Origin of the sequence: Streptomyces bullii, assembly GCF_042657145.1 — a bacterium.
GTDB lineage: Bacteria > Actinomycetota > Actinomycetes > Streptomycetales > Streptomycetaceae > Streptomyces > Streptomyces bullii.
Map to the genome: position 1 here is coordinate 389,028 of NZ_JBHSNY010000001.1, position 15,414 is coordinate 404,441.

The window sequence follows — 15,414 nt, forward strand, 5'->3', positions numbered from 1 at the left end:
GGGCCGTCATGAGTGAGAACACTGCTACGGGTGTGCTCGAAGAAGGGCAGGAAGACGGCCACATTCGAGCATCCGATCCACGTCCTCCACTCGACGCGCTGACCGCCGCCCGCGACGGCGGGTTCGCGAAGGTGCCGCGGACCGGCCACGGGATCGTGGCCGAACTCAACGCGCTCTACGGCCGGATCGTGGACCGCCCCCCTGCACTTCCGCACGGAAGTGCGGTGCGTCAGGCGGGAGTCGGCGCGGTACGACCGGATCGACGAGCGGCTCACCGCCGGCCCCGAGCAGGGCGTGTGGACGGCCCGCGTCAACGAGGTCGACCAGTCGCTCGACGCCTGGTCGCCCCGGCGGCGAACGCCACCCGGGTGCTGGACACGGTGGCGGACGGCGGTCTGATCCAGCGGGTCGATCCGCACGACGGCCCGGCAGTCACGCGGTGACCTGCGGCGTCTGGGCCGCGCCGTGCACACGGTGGTCGACCGGCTCTCGCGGTTCACGGGCGAGGTGAGGGTGCGGCACGGGTCGCCCGAGAGGTCGGCACCGAGGGGCGGTTCGCCGGCCGGACCGAGGTGCGGGGACCGTCCGGCAGTGGGCGGGATACGACCGAGGCGGTCTGCACGATGGCGGCCCGGTCGACGGCGCGGGCACGGGGACGCCTTCCGCGGCTACGCGACCGGCGCGGCAGACTGCCTGACCAAGGCGTTCGATCCCTGGGTCCTGCGCGCGAAGGTGTCCGTCTTCCTGCACCTGCACCGCAAGACCCGCGAGGGGGAGGTCTTAGGACGAGAGGTAACGGAGCTACGGCAACTGGTGGCCGAGGGGGCGGACGGACCTGAAAGGCGGGGAACCGCGCGGGCGACCACGACCGGTCCGCAGCCGCCGCGCAGCTCCCCGCCACCTCCCTACGCCTCGCGAGTCCCCTCGTACATCTCGTCGATGAGGTGCTTGTACTCGCGCTCCACGACCGGCCGCTTCAGCTTCAGGCTCGGTGTGATCTCGCCGTGCTCGACGTCGAGGTCGCGCGGCAGCAGACGGAACTTCTTGATGGTCTGCCAGCGCTGCAGACCCGCGTTGAGCTGCTGCACGTACTCGTCGACCATCTGCACGGTCTGCGGCGCGGCGACGATCTCCGCGTACGGCTTTCCTTCGAGCCCGTTCTCCGTCGCCCACTGGGTGATGGCGACCTCGTCGAGCGCGATGAGCGCGGTGCAGTAGTTCCGGTCGGCGCCGTGCACCAGGATGTTGGAGACGTACGGGCACACCGCCTTGAACTGGCCCTCGACCTCGGCGGGCGCGATGTACTTGCCGCCGGAGGTCTTGATGAGGTCCTTCTTGCGGTCGGTGATGCGCAGGTAGCCGTCGGGCGACAGCTCGCCGATGTCACCGGTGTGGAACCAGCCGTCCGGCTCCAGCACCTCGGCGGTCTTCTCGGGCAGTTTGTGGTAGCCCTCCATGATGCCGGGGCCCCGCAGCAGGATCTCGCCGTCGTCGGCGATGCGGACCTCCGTGCCGGGCAGCGGCTTGCCGACGGTGCCGGTGCGGTAGGCCTCGCCCGGGTTGACGAAGGACGCGGCGGAGGACTCGGTGAGTCCGTAGCCCTCCAGGATGTGGATGCCGGCGCCGGAGAAGAAGTATCCGATGTCGGGCGCGAGGGCGGCCGAGCCGGAGACGCAGGCGCGCAGGTTGCCGCCGAAGGCCTCACGGATCTTGGCGTACACCAGCGCGTCGGCGACCTTGTGCTTGGCCGACAGACCGAAGGGGGCGCTCGCGGTGCCGGTGCGGCGGAAGTTGTCCTGGGTGACCTTGGCGTACTCGCGGGCCACCCCGGCGGCCCACTGGAAGATCTTGTACTTGGCGCCGCCGCCGGCCTTCGCCTTGGCCGCGACCCCGTTGTAGACCTTCTCGAAGATGCGCGGCACGGCCGCCATGTACGTCGGCTGCACCACCGGCAGGTTCTCGATGATCTTGTCGACCCGGCCGTCGACGGCCGTGACGTGCCCGACCTCGATCTGGCCGGAGGTGAGCACCTTGCCGAAGACGTGGGCGAGCGGCAGCCACAGGTACTGCACGTCCTCGCCGCTGACCAGCCCGGTCGCGGCGATCGCCTTCGCCATGTACGCCCAATTGTCGTGCGGCAGGCGCACGCCCTTGGGGCGGCCGGTGGTGCCGGAGGTGTAGATGAGGGTGGCCAGCTGGTCCTTGGTGATGGCGCCGACCCGCTCCCTGACCAGGTCGGGGTCCTTCTCCAGACGGGCCGCGCCGCGCTTCTCCAGCTCGTCCAGGGTGAGGATCCAGTCGGCCGTCTCGACCCCGGCCGAGTCGATGACCACGACGTGGGTGAGGTCGGGCAGCTCGGCCCGCTTCTCCTTCGCCTTGGCCAGCTGCTCGGCGTTCTCCGCGATGAGCACCCGGCTCTCGGAGTCGGAGAGGATGTACGCCGACTCCTCGGCGTTGGTCTGCGGGTAGACGGTCGTGGTGGCCGCCCCCGCGCACATGATGCCGAGGTCGGCGAGGATCCATTCGATCCTGGTGGCGGAGGCGAGCGCGACGCGCTGCTCCGGCCGCACGCCCAGCTCGACCAGTCCGGCCGCGATCGCGTAGACCCGCTCTGCGGCCTGGCCCCAGCTCAGCGACTTCCAGTCGTCCGGGCCCTGGCCGGAGGCCGGGGGCACGGGATAGCGGTAGGCCTCGGCGTCCGGCGTGGCCGTCACGCGCTCCAGGAAGAGGGCCGCCACGGAGGGCGGACGGTTCTCGATCAGTGTCTGTGTGTCGCTCACGACATCCTCCGGGCCCGCGACAGCGCGGCTGGCTCAGGTGCGGCTGGTTCTACTCACGTTGTTTAACTCGCGAGTAACTATCGAGCAGGGATCAGAGTAAAGGTCGACCGGCCGGTGCGTAAGACTCCGCGCCCTGTCACTTCCTACAGAGAGCTACCCGGGGAACGCGCAGGGGCCCGCCGCACTTTCGTACGACAGGCCCCCCTTGGGCGCAATTTGTCGAAGTAACCAGAGGTAACCACTGGTCACAGCGAGTCATCGGGTGACTACTTCTTGGCCTTGCTCGATCCCGCGCTGTCGTCGCTCGACAGAACGGCGATGAAGGCCTCCTGCGGAACCTCCACGGAACCCACCATCTTCATCCGCTTCTTGCCTTCCTTCTGCTTCTCCAGCAGCTTCCGCTTACGGGAGATGTCACCGCCGTAGCACTTGGCGAGGACGTCCTTGCGGATGGCGCGGATGGTCTCGCGGGCGATCACCCGCGAGCCGATGGCGGCCTGCACCGGCACCTCGAAGTTCTGCCGCGGGATGAGCTCCTTCAGCTTGGCGACGAGCCGCACACCGTACGCGTACGCCTGGTCCTTGTGCGTGATCGCCGAGAAGGCGTCGACCTTGTCGCCGTGCAGCAGGATGTCGACCTTGACCAGGGAGCTGCTCTGCTCGCCGGTGGGCTCGTAGTCCAGGGAGGCGTAGCCGCGCGTCTTGGACTTCAGCTGGTCGAAGAAGTCGAAGACGATCTCGGCGAGCGGGAGGGTGTAGCGGATCTCGACGCGGTCCTCGGACAGGTAGTCCATGCCGAGCAGGGTGCCGCGGCGGGTCTGGCACAGCTCCATGATCGCGCCGATGAACTCGGTCGGCGCGAGGATCGTGGCCCGTACGACCGGCTCGAAGACCTCCTGGATCTTGCCCTCGGGGAACTCGCTCGGGTTGGTGACGGTGTGCTCCTCGCCGTCCTCCATGATCACGCGGTAGACGACGTTCGGCGCGGTGGCGATCAGGTCGAGCCCGAACTCCCGCTCCAGCCGCTCGCGGATCACGTCGAGGTGCAGCAGGCCGAGGAAACCGACGCGGAAGCCGAAGCCGAGGGCGGCGGAGGTCTCCGGCTCGTAGACGAGCGCGGCGTCGTTGAGCTGGAGCTTGTCGAGAGCCTCGCGCAGCTCCGGATAGTCGGAGCCGTCCAGCGGATACAGGCCCGAGAAGACCATGGGCTTGGGGTCCTTGTAACCGCCGAGCGGTTCCGTGGCGCCCTTGTGCTGGCTGGTGACGGTGTCGCCGACCTTGGACTGGCGGACGTCCTTCACACCGGTGATGAGGTAGCCGACCTCGCCGACGCCGAGACCGTCGGCGGGCAGCATCTCCGGCGAGTTCGTCCCGATCTCCAGCAGCTCGTGCGTGGCGCCCGTCGACATCATCCGGATCCGCTCACGCTTGTTGAGCTGCCCGTCGATGACACGCACGTACGTCACGACACCCCGGTAGGAGTCGTAGACGGAGTCGAAGATCATGGCGCGCGCGGGGGCGTCCTGGACGCCGACCGGGGCGGGGATCTCGGCGACGACCCGGTCGAGCAGCGCCTCGACACCCAGGCCCGTCTTGGCGGAGACCTTGAGCACGTCGTCCGGCTCACACCCGACGAGGTTCGCGAGCTCCTCCGCGAACTTCTCGGGCTGCGCGGCCGGCAGGTCGATCTTGTTCAGTACGGGGATGATCGTGAGGTCGTTCTCCATCGCCAGGTACAGGTTGGCGAGGGTCTGCGCCTCGATGCCCTGGGCGGCGTCGACCAGGAGGATGGTCCCCTCGCACGCGGCGAGCGACCGCGAGACCTCGTAGGTGAAGTCGACGTGCCCCGGGGTGTCGATCATGTTGAGGATGTGCGTGGCGCCCTGGTCGGGCCCCGTGGTCGGGGCCCACGGCAGACGCACCGCCTGGGACTTGATCGTGATGCCGCGCTCGCGCTCGATGTCCATGCGGTCGAGGTACTGAGCGCGCATCTGCCGCTGCTCGACCACACCGGTCAGCTGGAGCATCCGGTCGGCGAGCGTGGACTTGCCGTGGTCGATGTGCGCGATGATGCAGAAATTGCGGATCAGAGCCGGGTCGGTACGGCTCGGCTCGGGCACATGGCTAGGGATCGCGGGCACGCAGGGTCCTGATTCTTGAGGCGTCCGCAGTGTCTGCGGTCTCGGGTCGGATCGATACGTAGCTTCCATGGTCCCACGGGCGGGAGGCAGCGGTCGGTTTGCCCCGAAGCAAGCGTCGGCCGGCGGCCGGTTCACCCCGACACAAGCTGGCGTCACGCGGCCGGTTCACCCCGACGCAAGCGGCCTCCCACGGCCGGTTTGGGCCACTGAATGGGCCGCTGGTAGCCTGGGTGGCTGTGTCTCATGCCCTCTCGCAGGAGGCACGTCTTCAAGAAATCACCGGTACGGGACCCGTGCGGCCCCGTGCCAGAACCTGTAGAGGCTCATTCGTGGCGAACATCAAGTCCCAGATCAAGCGGATCAAGACCAACGAGAAGGCCCGGCTGCGCAACAAGGCCGTCAAGTCCTCCCTGAAGACCGCGATCCGCAAGGCCCGTGAGGCTGCTGCCGCGGGTGACGTCGAGAAGGCCACCGTTCTGCAGCGCGAAGCCGCGCGTCAGCTCGACAAGGCCGTCTCCAAGGGCGTCATCCACAAGAACCAGGCCGCCAACAAGAAGTCGGCGCTGGCTCAGAAGGTCGCCGCCCTCAAGGGCTGAAGCCTTACCTGATCTGACCGGGTCCCTCGCGGACCCAGCCGCCGGAAGGACCCAGAGCGGGCCCTCTCTCATCCGCTCCCGACCGGCACCCCGAGCTCGCTCGCGGCCTGCGTTCGCCACGCGGGAGCGGGCTCGACCAGCGGGACCGAAGGCCCCGCCTTCCGCTCTTCCCCAGGGCGGTGGGCGGGGCCTTCGGCATGGTCCGGGTCGGTGATCGGGGTGCCGTGGTCAGGGTTCAGGACCAGAAGTCGTTGACCTCGTCGATGTCCTCGAGGCACTCGTCGAGATCGGTCATCTTGTCCCCGACGATCCGGAAGACGATGCCTCCCATCGCGTCGATGTGCTTGCCGCCCCGGTCGGCGGTGACCCGGTGCACGGACACGGCGTGTCCACGCCCGTCGACGAACACGTTGCGCAGCTCCACCTGGAACGCCCCGTTCGTCTCCGAGTAGAGCCGGCCGTAGTACCCCTCGATGATCGAGTCGATCCCCTTGAAGTCCCCGGAGAGTTGGTGCGAACCGGGCACGTGCTGCGTACAGTCCCCGGTCATCAAGCCGCGCAGGGTGTCCATGTCTCCGCGCTGAAAGGCCTCGTAGCCCTTGCGGACGAGCGTGGCGTGCGGGTGCTCAGCCATGACGATCGCCACCTTTCGTAGTCGGGCGATGGGCGGCTGACAGGCACGATTCTCCTCTTCGGCTGGGTGAGAGCCACTCGATCACCGGGGAGCGTCGGCTTGAGCCGGGGGTGGCGGGGGCGGCATGAGGGGGTGGTTCGGGGTGCACGACCGTGCTGGCTGACCGCTCGGGCTGACCGGGTCGGGTGACGCCGGCTGCTGGCTGTCTGCCGACTGCTGGCCACTGACCGATGGTTTCTGGCTTCTGGTTTCTGGCCGCTGGCGGACCGTGTCACGCGGCGCCGACTGGAGGGGACGCCTCCCCCGCCACCCCATCCGTCCGGCGCGCCGCTGAAGCTACCCCCGCCCCCTGGACCGCGCCGCCCGCGCGATCGTCACCACGGCCTTCTCCAGGGCGTACTCGGGATCATCGCCCCCGCCCTTCACCCCGGCGTCCGCCTCGGCCACCGCCCGCAACGCCACCGCCACCCCGTCAGGCGTCCACCCCCGCATCTGCTGCCGCACCCGGTCGATCTTCCACGGCGGCATCCCCAACTCCCGCGCGAGATCGGCCGGCCGGCCCCCACGCGCCGACGACAGCTTCCCGATCGCCCGGACCCCCTGCGCCAGCGCACTGGTGATCAGCACCGGCGCCACCCCGGTAGCCAGCGACCACCGCAACGCCTCCAGCGCCTCGGCCGCCCGTCCCTCGACCGCCCGGTCGGCGACCGTGAAGCTCGACGCCTCGGCCCGCCCGGTGTAGTACCGCCCCACGACGGCCTCGTCGATCGTGCCCTCGACATCCGCGACCAACTGCGACACGGCGGAGGCCAACTCCCGCAGGTCACTCCCGATGGCGTCCACGAGCGCCTGGCACGCCTCCGGCGTGGCCGACCGCCCGGCGGTCCGGAACTCCCCCCGCACGAACGCCAGCCGATCCGCCGGCTTCGTCATCTTCGGGCACGCCACCTCCCGTGCCCCCGCCTTGCGTGCCGCGTCGAGCAGCCCCTTGCCCTTGGCACCGCCCGCGTGCAGCAGCACGAGCGTGATCTCCTCGGCGGGCGCCCCGAGATACGCCTTCACGTCCTTGATCGTGTCGGCCGACAGATCCTGCGCGTTGCGTACGACCACGACCTTGCGCTCGGCGAACAGCGACGGACTCGTCAGCTCGGCGAGCGTGCCGGGCTGCAACTGGTCGGGGGTCAGGTCACGCACGTCCGTGTCGGCGTCGGCGGCCTTCGCGGCGGCCACCACGTCCCGCACGGCACGGTCGAGCAGCAGCTCCTCCTGGCCCACGGCCAGCGTCACCGGGGCTAGAGGATCGTCGTTCGCAGTCTTCCTGGCCATCGCGACAAGCATCCCACGCGCCACTGACAGCGGCGTCCGCCCACCTCCCCCGTTGCCACGGGAGCCCTCGGAAGCTCGGCGCAAGGCTACGGCTCCTCCCGCCACCCCTCCCACTCGGCGGCGAACTCGTCCAGCTCCGCGGGATCCAGCCGCCCCTCCTCGTCGCGCAGCACCACGAGCCACTGCGCGTCCTCGGCGTCGTCCTCCCCGGCCAGCGCGTCGCGCACCAGCCGCGGCTCCTCGTCGACTCCGAACCGCTCCCCGAGCGCCGCCACCACCTCTTCGGCGGCATCACGGTCGGGCAGCACCAGCACATGTCGCACATCACTCACGCCGGCCATTGTCCGGTACCCCGCCGAGGGCCGGCTCGTCGGCTCAGGTTCCCGCAGCGGCACCACCGCGTCCGGCACCGGCCCGCGGCGCTCAGCCCTTGCGCACGACCTGCACGTCGAGGTCCACCGTGATACTCGGGCCCACCACCGCGATCCCCCGTGCCAGCATCGTCTGCCAGCTCACCGTGAAGTCGTCCCGGTGCAGCTCGGTCGTGGCGCGGCAGGCCGCCCGTACCTCGCCCTCCATGCCGTTGCCCAGCCCCAGGTACTCCGTGCCGAGGGTGACCGTCCGCGTCACCCCGTGCAACGACAGCGCCCCGGTGACGGCCCACCGCTGCCGCCCTTGTGCACGAACCGCTCGCTGTAGAACTCCAGGGTCGGAAAATGCGCCACGTCCAGGAAGTCCGCCGAGCGCAGATGGTCGTCGCGCATCCTGACGTTGGTGTCGATGGACGCCGCGTCGATCACCACGTGCATCGCCGACCGCTCCACCGGCTCGGCGATCCGCACCACCCCCGCGAAGGAGTTGAACCGCCCGTGGATCCGGGCGAGCCCGATGTGCCGCGCGGTGAAGCCGATCGAGGAATGCGCCGGCTCGATCTCCCAGTCACCGGGCGCCGGCAGTTCCGGCGGCCTGGCCATCTGCAGGGTCACGTCGCCGAGCGAGGCGAGCGTGTTCTCGGCCACCCTCGTGGTCGCCCGGTACGGCGCGTACCCCTCGGCCGACACCGCGAGCCGGTACTCCCCCGCGGGCACCGTGGTCATGAACGCCCCGAACGGGTCCGCTCCCCCGGTGACCACCGTGCGCCCCAGGGTGTCGCTGACCACGAACTCCGCGTGTGTCACCGGCTCGTTGACGAGGTCCAGCACCCGGCAGGTCAACACCCCGGCGCTGGGCGGTGTCTGCACCGCCGCCAGGGGGCTCGTCCATTGCTCCCGGTTGGTCCGGCTTCCCAGCCAGCGGCCGATCATCACGCCCCCTGCAGGACTCGAAACACCTGTTGATCACCGTTGCACACGGTTGATCACCTGTTGTCGGGGACGCATTCGACCACCGGTGAGGCTTTCGAGGCAACACGTGACCACATCACGGGAATCCGGCACATGTGCTGGGACTACGCAGGAGTAGCACCGTGTGCGCACTGGCGTCCGGATTAGCCGTTCCGTGCTGTGTTCCGCACGGTGGGCACGCTGCGCAGGCCGATACCGAACCGCTCCCGGTACACCGCGAGCACCTCCTCGTCCGACCCCAGCTCCCGCTCCTGTCTCGTTCCGTCGGCAGCCGTCCTGGTGAGCCTGCGGCCGCTGAGCGTGATCCGCCCGCCGTCCTCCGTGAGCCGTGAGCAGACCAACGACCGCACGAAATGCGACGCGGGCGAGGTGCTGTGCCACCACGCTCCGGTCCGGAAGTCGCCGAGCACGCGCGGCCGCGTCTCGAGGCGGTACTCGGGCCTGCCGTCGCGGATGACGTCCAGGTCCGCCGCCTCGACCGTGTCGTGTCCGCCCCGCACGCCGGCGACGTCCGGTCCCGCCTCGACGATCCGGAAGGTCCCGCCCGGGTCCGTCTGTTTCCCCCGCTCCCCGAACGCCAACGGGAAGTGACTGTGCGCCCCGAACCCCACATCGGCCAGCCAGTCGCCCCCGTCGACCGTCCGCACCCGCAGCGCCAGATGGTCGTACGGGATCCCGAGCCGCCCCTGCTCCCCGTACACCCGCGCCGCCAGCAGCGTGACGTCGTAGCCCAGCGCGGCGAGCAACGCCCCGAAGGCGCCGTTGAGTTCGTAGCAGAACCCGCCTCGCCCCGCACCCACGATCTTGTCCAGGAGCCGCTCCTCCTCCAGCACGATCTCCTCACCGAGGTGGATGGAGAGGTTCTCGAACGGCACGGCCCGAAGGTGGAGCAGGTGCAGCTCGCGCAGGGCGTCGACGGTGGGCCACGCCGGCTGCTCGGCTCCCAGGCGGCGGAGGTAGGCATCAGCCTGTGCGGAATTCATGCCCTCAGTCTCGCGCCACACGCAGCTCCCCGCCCCCGCCGAGCACCGCCAGCGCCCCGTCCCGGTCGGTGCGCAGCACGGTCGCGCCCCCGGCCCGCAGCGCAGCGACCGTGCTCGGCGCCGGATGCCCGTACGGGTTGTCCGCGCCGCAGGAGATCAGCGCCAGCCGCGGAGCCACCCGGCGTATCAGGTCCGGGTCCTGGTAGGCCGAGCCGTGATGCGCCACTTTGAGGACGTCGACGGCCTCCAGTTCGTCGGCCGCCGGTGATTCGGCCAGTGCGCGCTGGGCCGGGGGTTCCAGGTCTCCGAGCAGCAGCAGGCGCAGCCCGGCCGTTCGGACGAGCAGGCTGACACTGGCGTCGTTGGGCCCTTCCGGCTGCGGTGCCGGGCCCGGCGGCCACACCACTTGCCAGTTCAAGTCCCCGGTGCGCCGCTGCTCCCCGGCGACGGCCCGCGTCACGGGAACACGCCGTGCGTCCGCCTGCCGGCGTACGAAGTCGGCCTGGTCGGCGGGCTCCTGGAAGCCCGTCGTCTCGATGGCGCCCACCGAACGTCCGCGCAGCACGCCGGGCAGGCCCGCCACATGGTCGGCGTGGAAGTGGGTCAGTACGACGAGCGGGATCCGGGTGATGCCGAGTGAGCGCAGGCAGTGGTCGACGAGTACCGGATCGGGTCCGGCGTCCACGACCACGCCCGTGCCCTCACCCGCCGCGAGGACCATCGCGTCGCCCTGTCCCACATCGCACATCACCAGCTTCCAGCCGGGTGGCGGCCACCCCGTGATCACCCGGGTCAGCGGCGCGGGCCGCACCACGGCGAGCACCAGCAGCACCCCGCAGACGGCGCACCACCAGGGGTGCCTCAGCAGCCGCCGTCCGACGAGCAGCACCACGAACGTGACGGCGGCGAGCAGCGCCGCGCCCGTCCAACTGCCCGGCCAGTCCACTCCGCCGCCGGGGAGCGACGCCCCGGTGCGGGCCACCCCGGCGATCCACTCGGCGGGCCAGCTCGCGCACCAGGCGAGGGCCTTGGCGACCGGCATCGCCATCGGAGCCGCCGCCAGCGCCGCAAACCCCAGCACGGTCGCCGGCGCGACCGCGAACTCCGCGAGCAGATTGCACGGTACCGCCACCAGACTGACCCGCGCCGAGAGCACCGCGACGACCGGCGCGCACAGCGCCTGCGCGGCGGCCGCGGCGGCCAGCGCTTCGGCCAGTCGCGGGGGCACGCGGCGCCGCCGCAGTCCGGTGCTCCAGCGCGGCGCGAGCGTGAGCAGTGCTCCGGTGGCCACGACGGAGAGCAGGAACCCGTAACTCCGCGCCAGCCACGGGTCGTACAGCACGAGCAGCAGGACGGCCGTCGCCAGCGCCGGGATCAGTGACCTGCGGCGGCCGGTCGCCAGCGCGAGCAGTGCGACCGAGCCGCAGGCCGCGGCCCGCAGCACGCTCGGGTCGGGCCGACATACGACGACGAACCCGAGCGTGAGCGCGCCGCCGAGCAGTGCCGTCGTCCGCAGGGAGATGCCGAGGCGCGGTGCGAGACCACGTCGTTCGACGTGCTGTGCCAGACCGGGAGGGCCGAGGAGCAGGGCGAGGAGGATGGTGAAGTTGGCGCCGGAGACGGCCAGCGTGTGCGCGAGGTCGGTCTCCTTGAAGGCCTCGTCGAGCTCTGGAGTGATCCGCGAGGTGTCCCCCACGACCAGCCCGGGCAGCAGTGCCCGGGCGTCCGCGGGCAGCCCGTCGGTCGCCTCCCGCAGCCCGGCGCGCAGCCGGCCCGCGAACCGCTGAGCCCGTGACGGCTCGCCGACCACCTCCGGACGCACCTGTTTCCGTACGCGCAACACGGCCGCGACCCGGTCACCGCCCATCAGCGCGGGAGCCGCCCGGGCGCTGACCCGCAGCCGCGTGGACGGCAGCAGCCCGAGCCACGGCGACCGCTCCGGGCCGTCACCGGACAGCCTCGCACCACCTCCCGGGCCATCGGTGGCCCGGCCGCTCGCCCCCGGGTCGACGATCAGCAGCACCGGCGCACGCGTCGCCACCACCGCTCCGCCCGCCTCCTCGACCCGCCGTACCTCGGCGTTGATCAGCACGGCGGTCGGAGCGACGTGGTCACCTCTGACCTTGGGCCGGGTCAGCCGGGGATCGGAGGTGATCTCGACCTCGGCGGTCACCGCCGCGTACTGCCGTGCCAGCACCGGCACGGGTCCGCGGCGCAGATCCGCCCCGTGCAGCCCGGCCGTGCCGGCGGCCGCGGCGACACAGAGCAGTACGGCGGCGCCGGAGACGCGCGGCCACACGCGTGCGTATGCCTGCCCGTGCCCGCGCTCCGTTCCCGGGTGGGAGCTGCCCGGCAGCGGCGCAGGCTGTCCGCGCGGGCGGTGACGCCGCACCGACAGGAGCACTGCCGCCGCCACCAGACAGACCACCACGACACCGGTGACCAGGCCCGGCGGAGCATCCAGCAGCAGGGCCGCCGTCGCCCAGGCGGCCAACGCGGGCGGCACGAGCCGCAGATCCGTGGGACCTTCCCGCCTCGGACGGGCGGCACCGGGCGGCGTGTCCGGGGCGGCGTGCGGTGGCCGCGGGGCGATCGCCGCCCGCCCCGGCACGGCGTCGGGTTCCCGCCTCACGGCCGCACCAGGTTCCGCAGGTCGGCGAAGCGGCGGTCGCCGATGCCGTTCACCTCACGCAGCTCGTCCACCGAGCGGAAACCGCCGTGTTGCGTGCGGTAGTCGATGATGTGCTGGGCCAGCACAGGGCCGACACCCGGCAGGGTGTCGAGCTGGTCCACGGTGGCTGTGTTGAGGGAGACGGGGGCAGTGGGCCCGGCCCCTGCGATCGTCCCGCCGGTTGGTCCGGCGGCCGCACCGCCCGGGCCGGTTCCCGAGGCTGGAGCCGGGCCGCCGACGATCACCTGTTCCCCGTCCACGAGGAACCGGGCCCGGTTGAGGCCGTCCGTGTTCGTGCCGGGCCGCACCCCACCCGCGGCGCGCAGCGCGTCCGCGACACGCGATCCGGCCGGCAGGCGGTGAATGCCCGGGTCACGGACCTTGCCGCTGACGTCCACCACGATCTCGGGCCCGGGCGTACCGGTCGGCTTCGCGGCGCCGGCCACGGCGCGCGGCCCGTTGCCCTCCTCGTGCTGTGCGCCGCTGTCCCCGTACGGCGGCGCCGCGCGCACCATCTCGGGTGGCTTCACAGGCTGGGTCCGGCCGGTCCAGAAGTGCTGCACGGCGAACACCGCGGCGACGACCAGCACCACCGTCAGCGCGAGGACGCTGCGCCGCTCCAGGCCACACCTCCTCTGCAACCACAGCGGCATCCGCTCCCGCAGAGCAAGCCGGAGGCGCTCCCTCTCCCAGGCCCGCGGCTCCCGTTCACCCAGCCCGGCCCCTGCCTCACCGTCGACACGGGCAACGTCAGCGACCGCGGCAACACGGGCGGACGGCGCATCCGAGCCCCGGGCACCCCCGACAGGCGCCCCGTCAGGGCTGCCGGCTCCATCGGCCCCCGAGCACCCCGGCATCGCCCCGGCACCGTCTCCGCGCCGTCCCCCACCCGGCGGCCCCACTCCTGGCTCCCGCCACTCCTCGGTGTGTTCGGCGCCCTCGGCCCGTTCGCCGAAGAGCACCTCCGCGCGCCGGCGCAGCTCCTGGGCCGAGGCGTGACGCCGCCCGGCCCGCCCCCGGCCCCGGCCCCGGGGCGGTCGGCGGTGATGGCGGGCGCGGCCGTCGGACATGGGCGCACGGCCCGGGCCGCTGGTTGCAGTCGCAGTGCGTGAAGGTGATCGAAGTGTCATGCGACGAGAATCGGGCACGTCGACCCGACCGCGATGATCTTGGTCGATTCCCGGGGATCACCTCGTGGTTGTGGACAACTCAGCTACCCACACGAGTGATTTTGGCTCTCATCGAGGAGCCCTCACCGCGCCGAGACGACGACTCCCAGCAGTCCAGGGCCCGTATGCGCCCCGATCACCGCTCCGACCTCGCTGACGTGCAGATCGGCCAGGCCGGACAGGCGCGTCCGCAGCCGGTCCGCGAGGGCCGACGCCCGGTCTGGGGCGGCGAGATGGTGGACGGCGACGTCGACCGGGGCACTGCCCGCACGGTCCGCCGCGATCTCCTCGAGGCGGGCGATCGCCTTGGACGCCGTCCGCACTTTCTCCAGCGGTTCGATACGGCCCCCGGCCAGCTGCAGCAGCGGTTTCACGGCGAGCGCCGAACCGAGGAGCGCCTGCGCGGCGCCGATACGGCCGCCGCGGCGCAGGTAGTCGAGGGTGTCGACGTAGAAGTAGGCGGAGGTGGCCGCGGCACGCTTCTCCGCGGCCGTGACGGCCTCGTCCACCGTGCCGCCCGCCTCCGCCGTCTCTGCGGCGGCGAGCGCGCAGAAGCCGAGCGCCATCGCGATCATGCCGGTGTCCACCACCCGCACCGGCACCGGCGCCCGATGCGCCGCGACGACCGCCGCGTCGTAGGTGCCCGACAGCTCGGCGGAGAGGTGCAGGGAGACGATGCCGGTGGCGCCGGACTCGGCGACCCTGCGGTAGGTCTCCGCGAAGAGTTCGGGGCTGGGCCGCGAGGTGGTCACCGGGCGCCGCTTCTGCAAAGCCTGCGCGAGGGAACGGGTCGAGATCTCGGTGCCCTCTTCCAGGGCGCGGTCGCCGAGGACCACGGTCAGGGGCACCGCGGTGATGCCGTGGCGCTCCATCGTCCGGGTCGGCAGGTAGGCCGTTGAATCGGTGACGATCGCGACATGGCGGGACATGAGCTGGAGGTTACCTGGCGTAGCGTCCGTGCGGCAGTCCGGGCCCTATGCCCGGATGCGCGCCCCCCCGGATCAAGTGGTGCTCTCGGGGCGGGGCTTCTTCTGCCAGGGATAGGTGGGCCGCGGTGTCGGCGGGGTGATGGCGGGCCGCGTCGGCTCCTCCGCCGTGGTCGACCGTGATGTCTCCGGCCAGGTCTGTCCGGCCGCTGTGCGGTCCGCTGCCGGTGCCTCCGGCCAGGCGGGCACGACAGGTGCGCCGGGCTCGGACGGCTGGGACGGCTGGGACTCGGCCGTCGTCCAGTGCCGCAGCGCCCCGGCCTCCACGTCGATCTGGGTGCTGAGCGCCTCCAGGTCGTCGTCCGCGAAGCGGCGGGCACGGTCGCGGGCCGCCCAGCGCAGCGAGTCCGCCGACCGCGTGATGCGCTCGGTGCGCTCGCGCAGGTCGGGCAGCCGCTCGGCGAGCGTGGTGCGGTCCGGTTCGGACTCCAGGCGCCTGAGTTCGGCGTCGAGTTCGTGTCCGTGCGCGCTGAGCCGCTCGAAGAGGCCGAGGGACTCCTTCAGGGACTCGTCCTCGGCCACGCCCGCGTGCAGGGCGTCCTGCGTGGCCCGCATGGACGTACGCAGCTTCAGCCGCAGTTGGGCGATCTCGCCGCCCGGGCCGAGCTGGGCGAAGGACTTGGCCCGCAGTGTGTGGTCCTCGACCGTGCGGCGGGCCTGGGTGAGGGTGCGGTCCACGCCGCGCTTGGCCGCGCCGACCGCTTTCACCGTGGCGTAGGCGCCGAGCCCGAGAAGCAGCACGAAGAGCAGGGCGAAGACCACGAACACTGCTTCCACGAGCTCCT

Annotated in this window: 11 protein-coding genes and 3 pseudogenes; 3 read left to right on the forward strand and 11 right to left on the reverse strand. The window is 71.5% G+C overall.

Going from position 1 to position 15,414, the window contains the following annotated elements:
• Positions 1-8: 8 nt before the first annotated feature.
• Together ACFPZJ_RS01835 and ACFPZJ_RS01840 are read left to right on the forward strand one after the other, a co-directional pair.
• Positions 9-653, forward strand: a pseudogene (locus tag ACFPZJ_RS01835) (HAMP domain-containing protein); the annotation flags it as partial.
• Positions 652-801, forward strand: a pseudogene (locus tag ACFPZJ_RS01840) (response regulator); the annotation flags it as partial. The pseudogenes ACFPZJ_RS01835 and ACFPZJ_RS01840, both read left to right, overlap by 2 nt.
• A gap of 104 nt (positions 802-905) precedes the next feature.
• On the opposite strand, the gene ACFPZJ_RS01845 reads toward ACFPZJ_RS01840, so the two are convergent.
• Positions 906-2,780 (reverse strand): AMP-dependent synthetase/ligase, encoded by a 1,875-nt coding sequence (locus ACFPZJ_RS01845; RefSeq protein WP_381016194.1) that lies wholly within the window; start codon positions 2,778-2,780, stop codon positions 906-908.
• Positions 2,781-3,046: 266 nt separating this feature from the next.
• Entirely contained in the window at positions 3,047-4,921 is a 1,875-nt protein-coding gene (lepA, locus tag ACFPZJ_RS01850) for a translation elongation factor 4 (protein ID WP_381016196.1), read from the reverse strand.
• Positions 4,922-5,250: 329 nt separating this feature from the next.
• Between lepA and rpsT the strand changes: the two genes are divergently transcribed.
• Entirely contained in the window at positions 5,251-5,517 is a 267-nt protein-coding gene (gene rpsT / locus ACFPZJ_RS01855; protein ID WP_381016198.1) for a 30S ribosomal protein S20, read from the forward strand.
• A 235-nt stretch (positions 5,518-5,752) separates the two neighbouring features.
• Here rpsT and ACFPZJ_RS01860 read toward each other — a convergent pair whose 3' ends face one another.
• From ACFPZJ_RS01860 to ACFPZJ_RS01900, 9 genes and pseudogenes are all read right to left on the reverse strand, one after another.
• Positions 5,753-6,151, reverse strand: coding sequence for a nuclear transport factor 2 family protein (locus tag ACFPZJ_RS01860; protein ID WP_381016200.1), 399 nt, complete (start codon positions 6,149-6,151; stop codon positions 5,753-5,755).
• Positions 6,152-6,487: 336 nt separating this feature from the next.
• On the reverse strand, positions 6,488-7,477 hold the full coding sequence (holA, locus tag ACFPZJ_RS01865) for a DNA polymerase III subunit delta (protein ID WP_381016203.1): 990 nt from the start codon (positions 7,475-7,477) through the stop codon (positions 6,488-6,490).
• 86 nt (positions 7,478-7,563) lie between these two features.
• Complete coding sequence (locus ACFPZJ_RS01870; protein WP_381016206.1) at positions 7,564-7,809, reverse strand: hypothetical protein; 246 nt, start codon at positions 7,807-7,809, stop codon at positions 7,564-7,566.
• Between the two features lie 91 nt (positions 7,810-7,900).
• Positions 7,901-8,781: pseudogene (locus ACFPZJ_RS01875) on the reverse strand (YceI family protein).
• Between the two features lie 182 nt (positions 8,782-8,963).
• Positions 8,964-9,803 (reverse strand): arylamine N-acetyltransferase family protein, encoded by an 840-nt coding sequence (locus ACFPZJ_RS01880; RefSeq protein ID WP_381016209.1) that lies wholly within the window; start codon positions 9,801-9,803, stop codon positions 8,964-8,966.
• Positions 9,804-9,807: 4 nt separating this feature from the next.
• Positions 9,808-12,435 (reverse strand): ComEC/Rec2 family competence protein, encoded by a 2,628-nt coding sequence (locus ACFPZJ_RS01885; RefSeq protein WP_381016211.1) that lies wholly within the window; start codon positions 12,433-12,435, stop codon positions 9,808-9,810.
• Positions 12,432-13,604, reverse strand: a complete 1,173-nt coding sequence (locus ACFPZJ_RS01890) for a ComEA family DNA-binding protein (RefSeq protein ID WP_381016214.1) — start codon at positions 13,602-13,604, stop codon at positions 12,432-12,434. Before ACFPZJ_RS01890 ends, ACFPZJ_RS01885 begins: the two co-directional genes overlap by 4 nt.
• A 122-nt stretch (positions 13,605-13,726) precedes the next feature.
• The gene (locus ACFPZJ_RS01895; RefSeq protein ID WP_381016217.1) at positions 13,727-14,572 is read right to left on the reverse strand and encodes a DegV family protein; all 846 of its coding nucleotides are present in this window, start codon (positions 14,570-14,572) and stop codon (positions 13,727-13,729) included.
• Positions 14,573-14,644: 72 nt separating this feature from the next.
• The gene (locus tag ACFPZJ_RS01900) at positions 14,645-15,406 is read right to left on the reverse strand and encodes a hypothetical protein (RefSeq protein ID WP_381016220.1); all 762 of its coding nucleotides are present in this window, start codon (positions 15,404-15,406) and stop codon (positions 14,645-14,647) included.
• Positions 15,407-15,414: the final 8 nt, after the last annotated feature.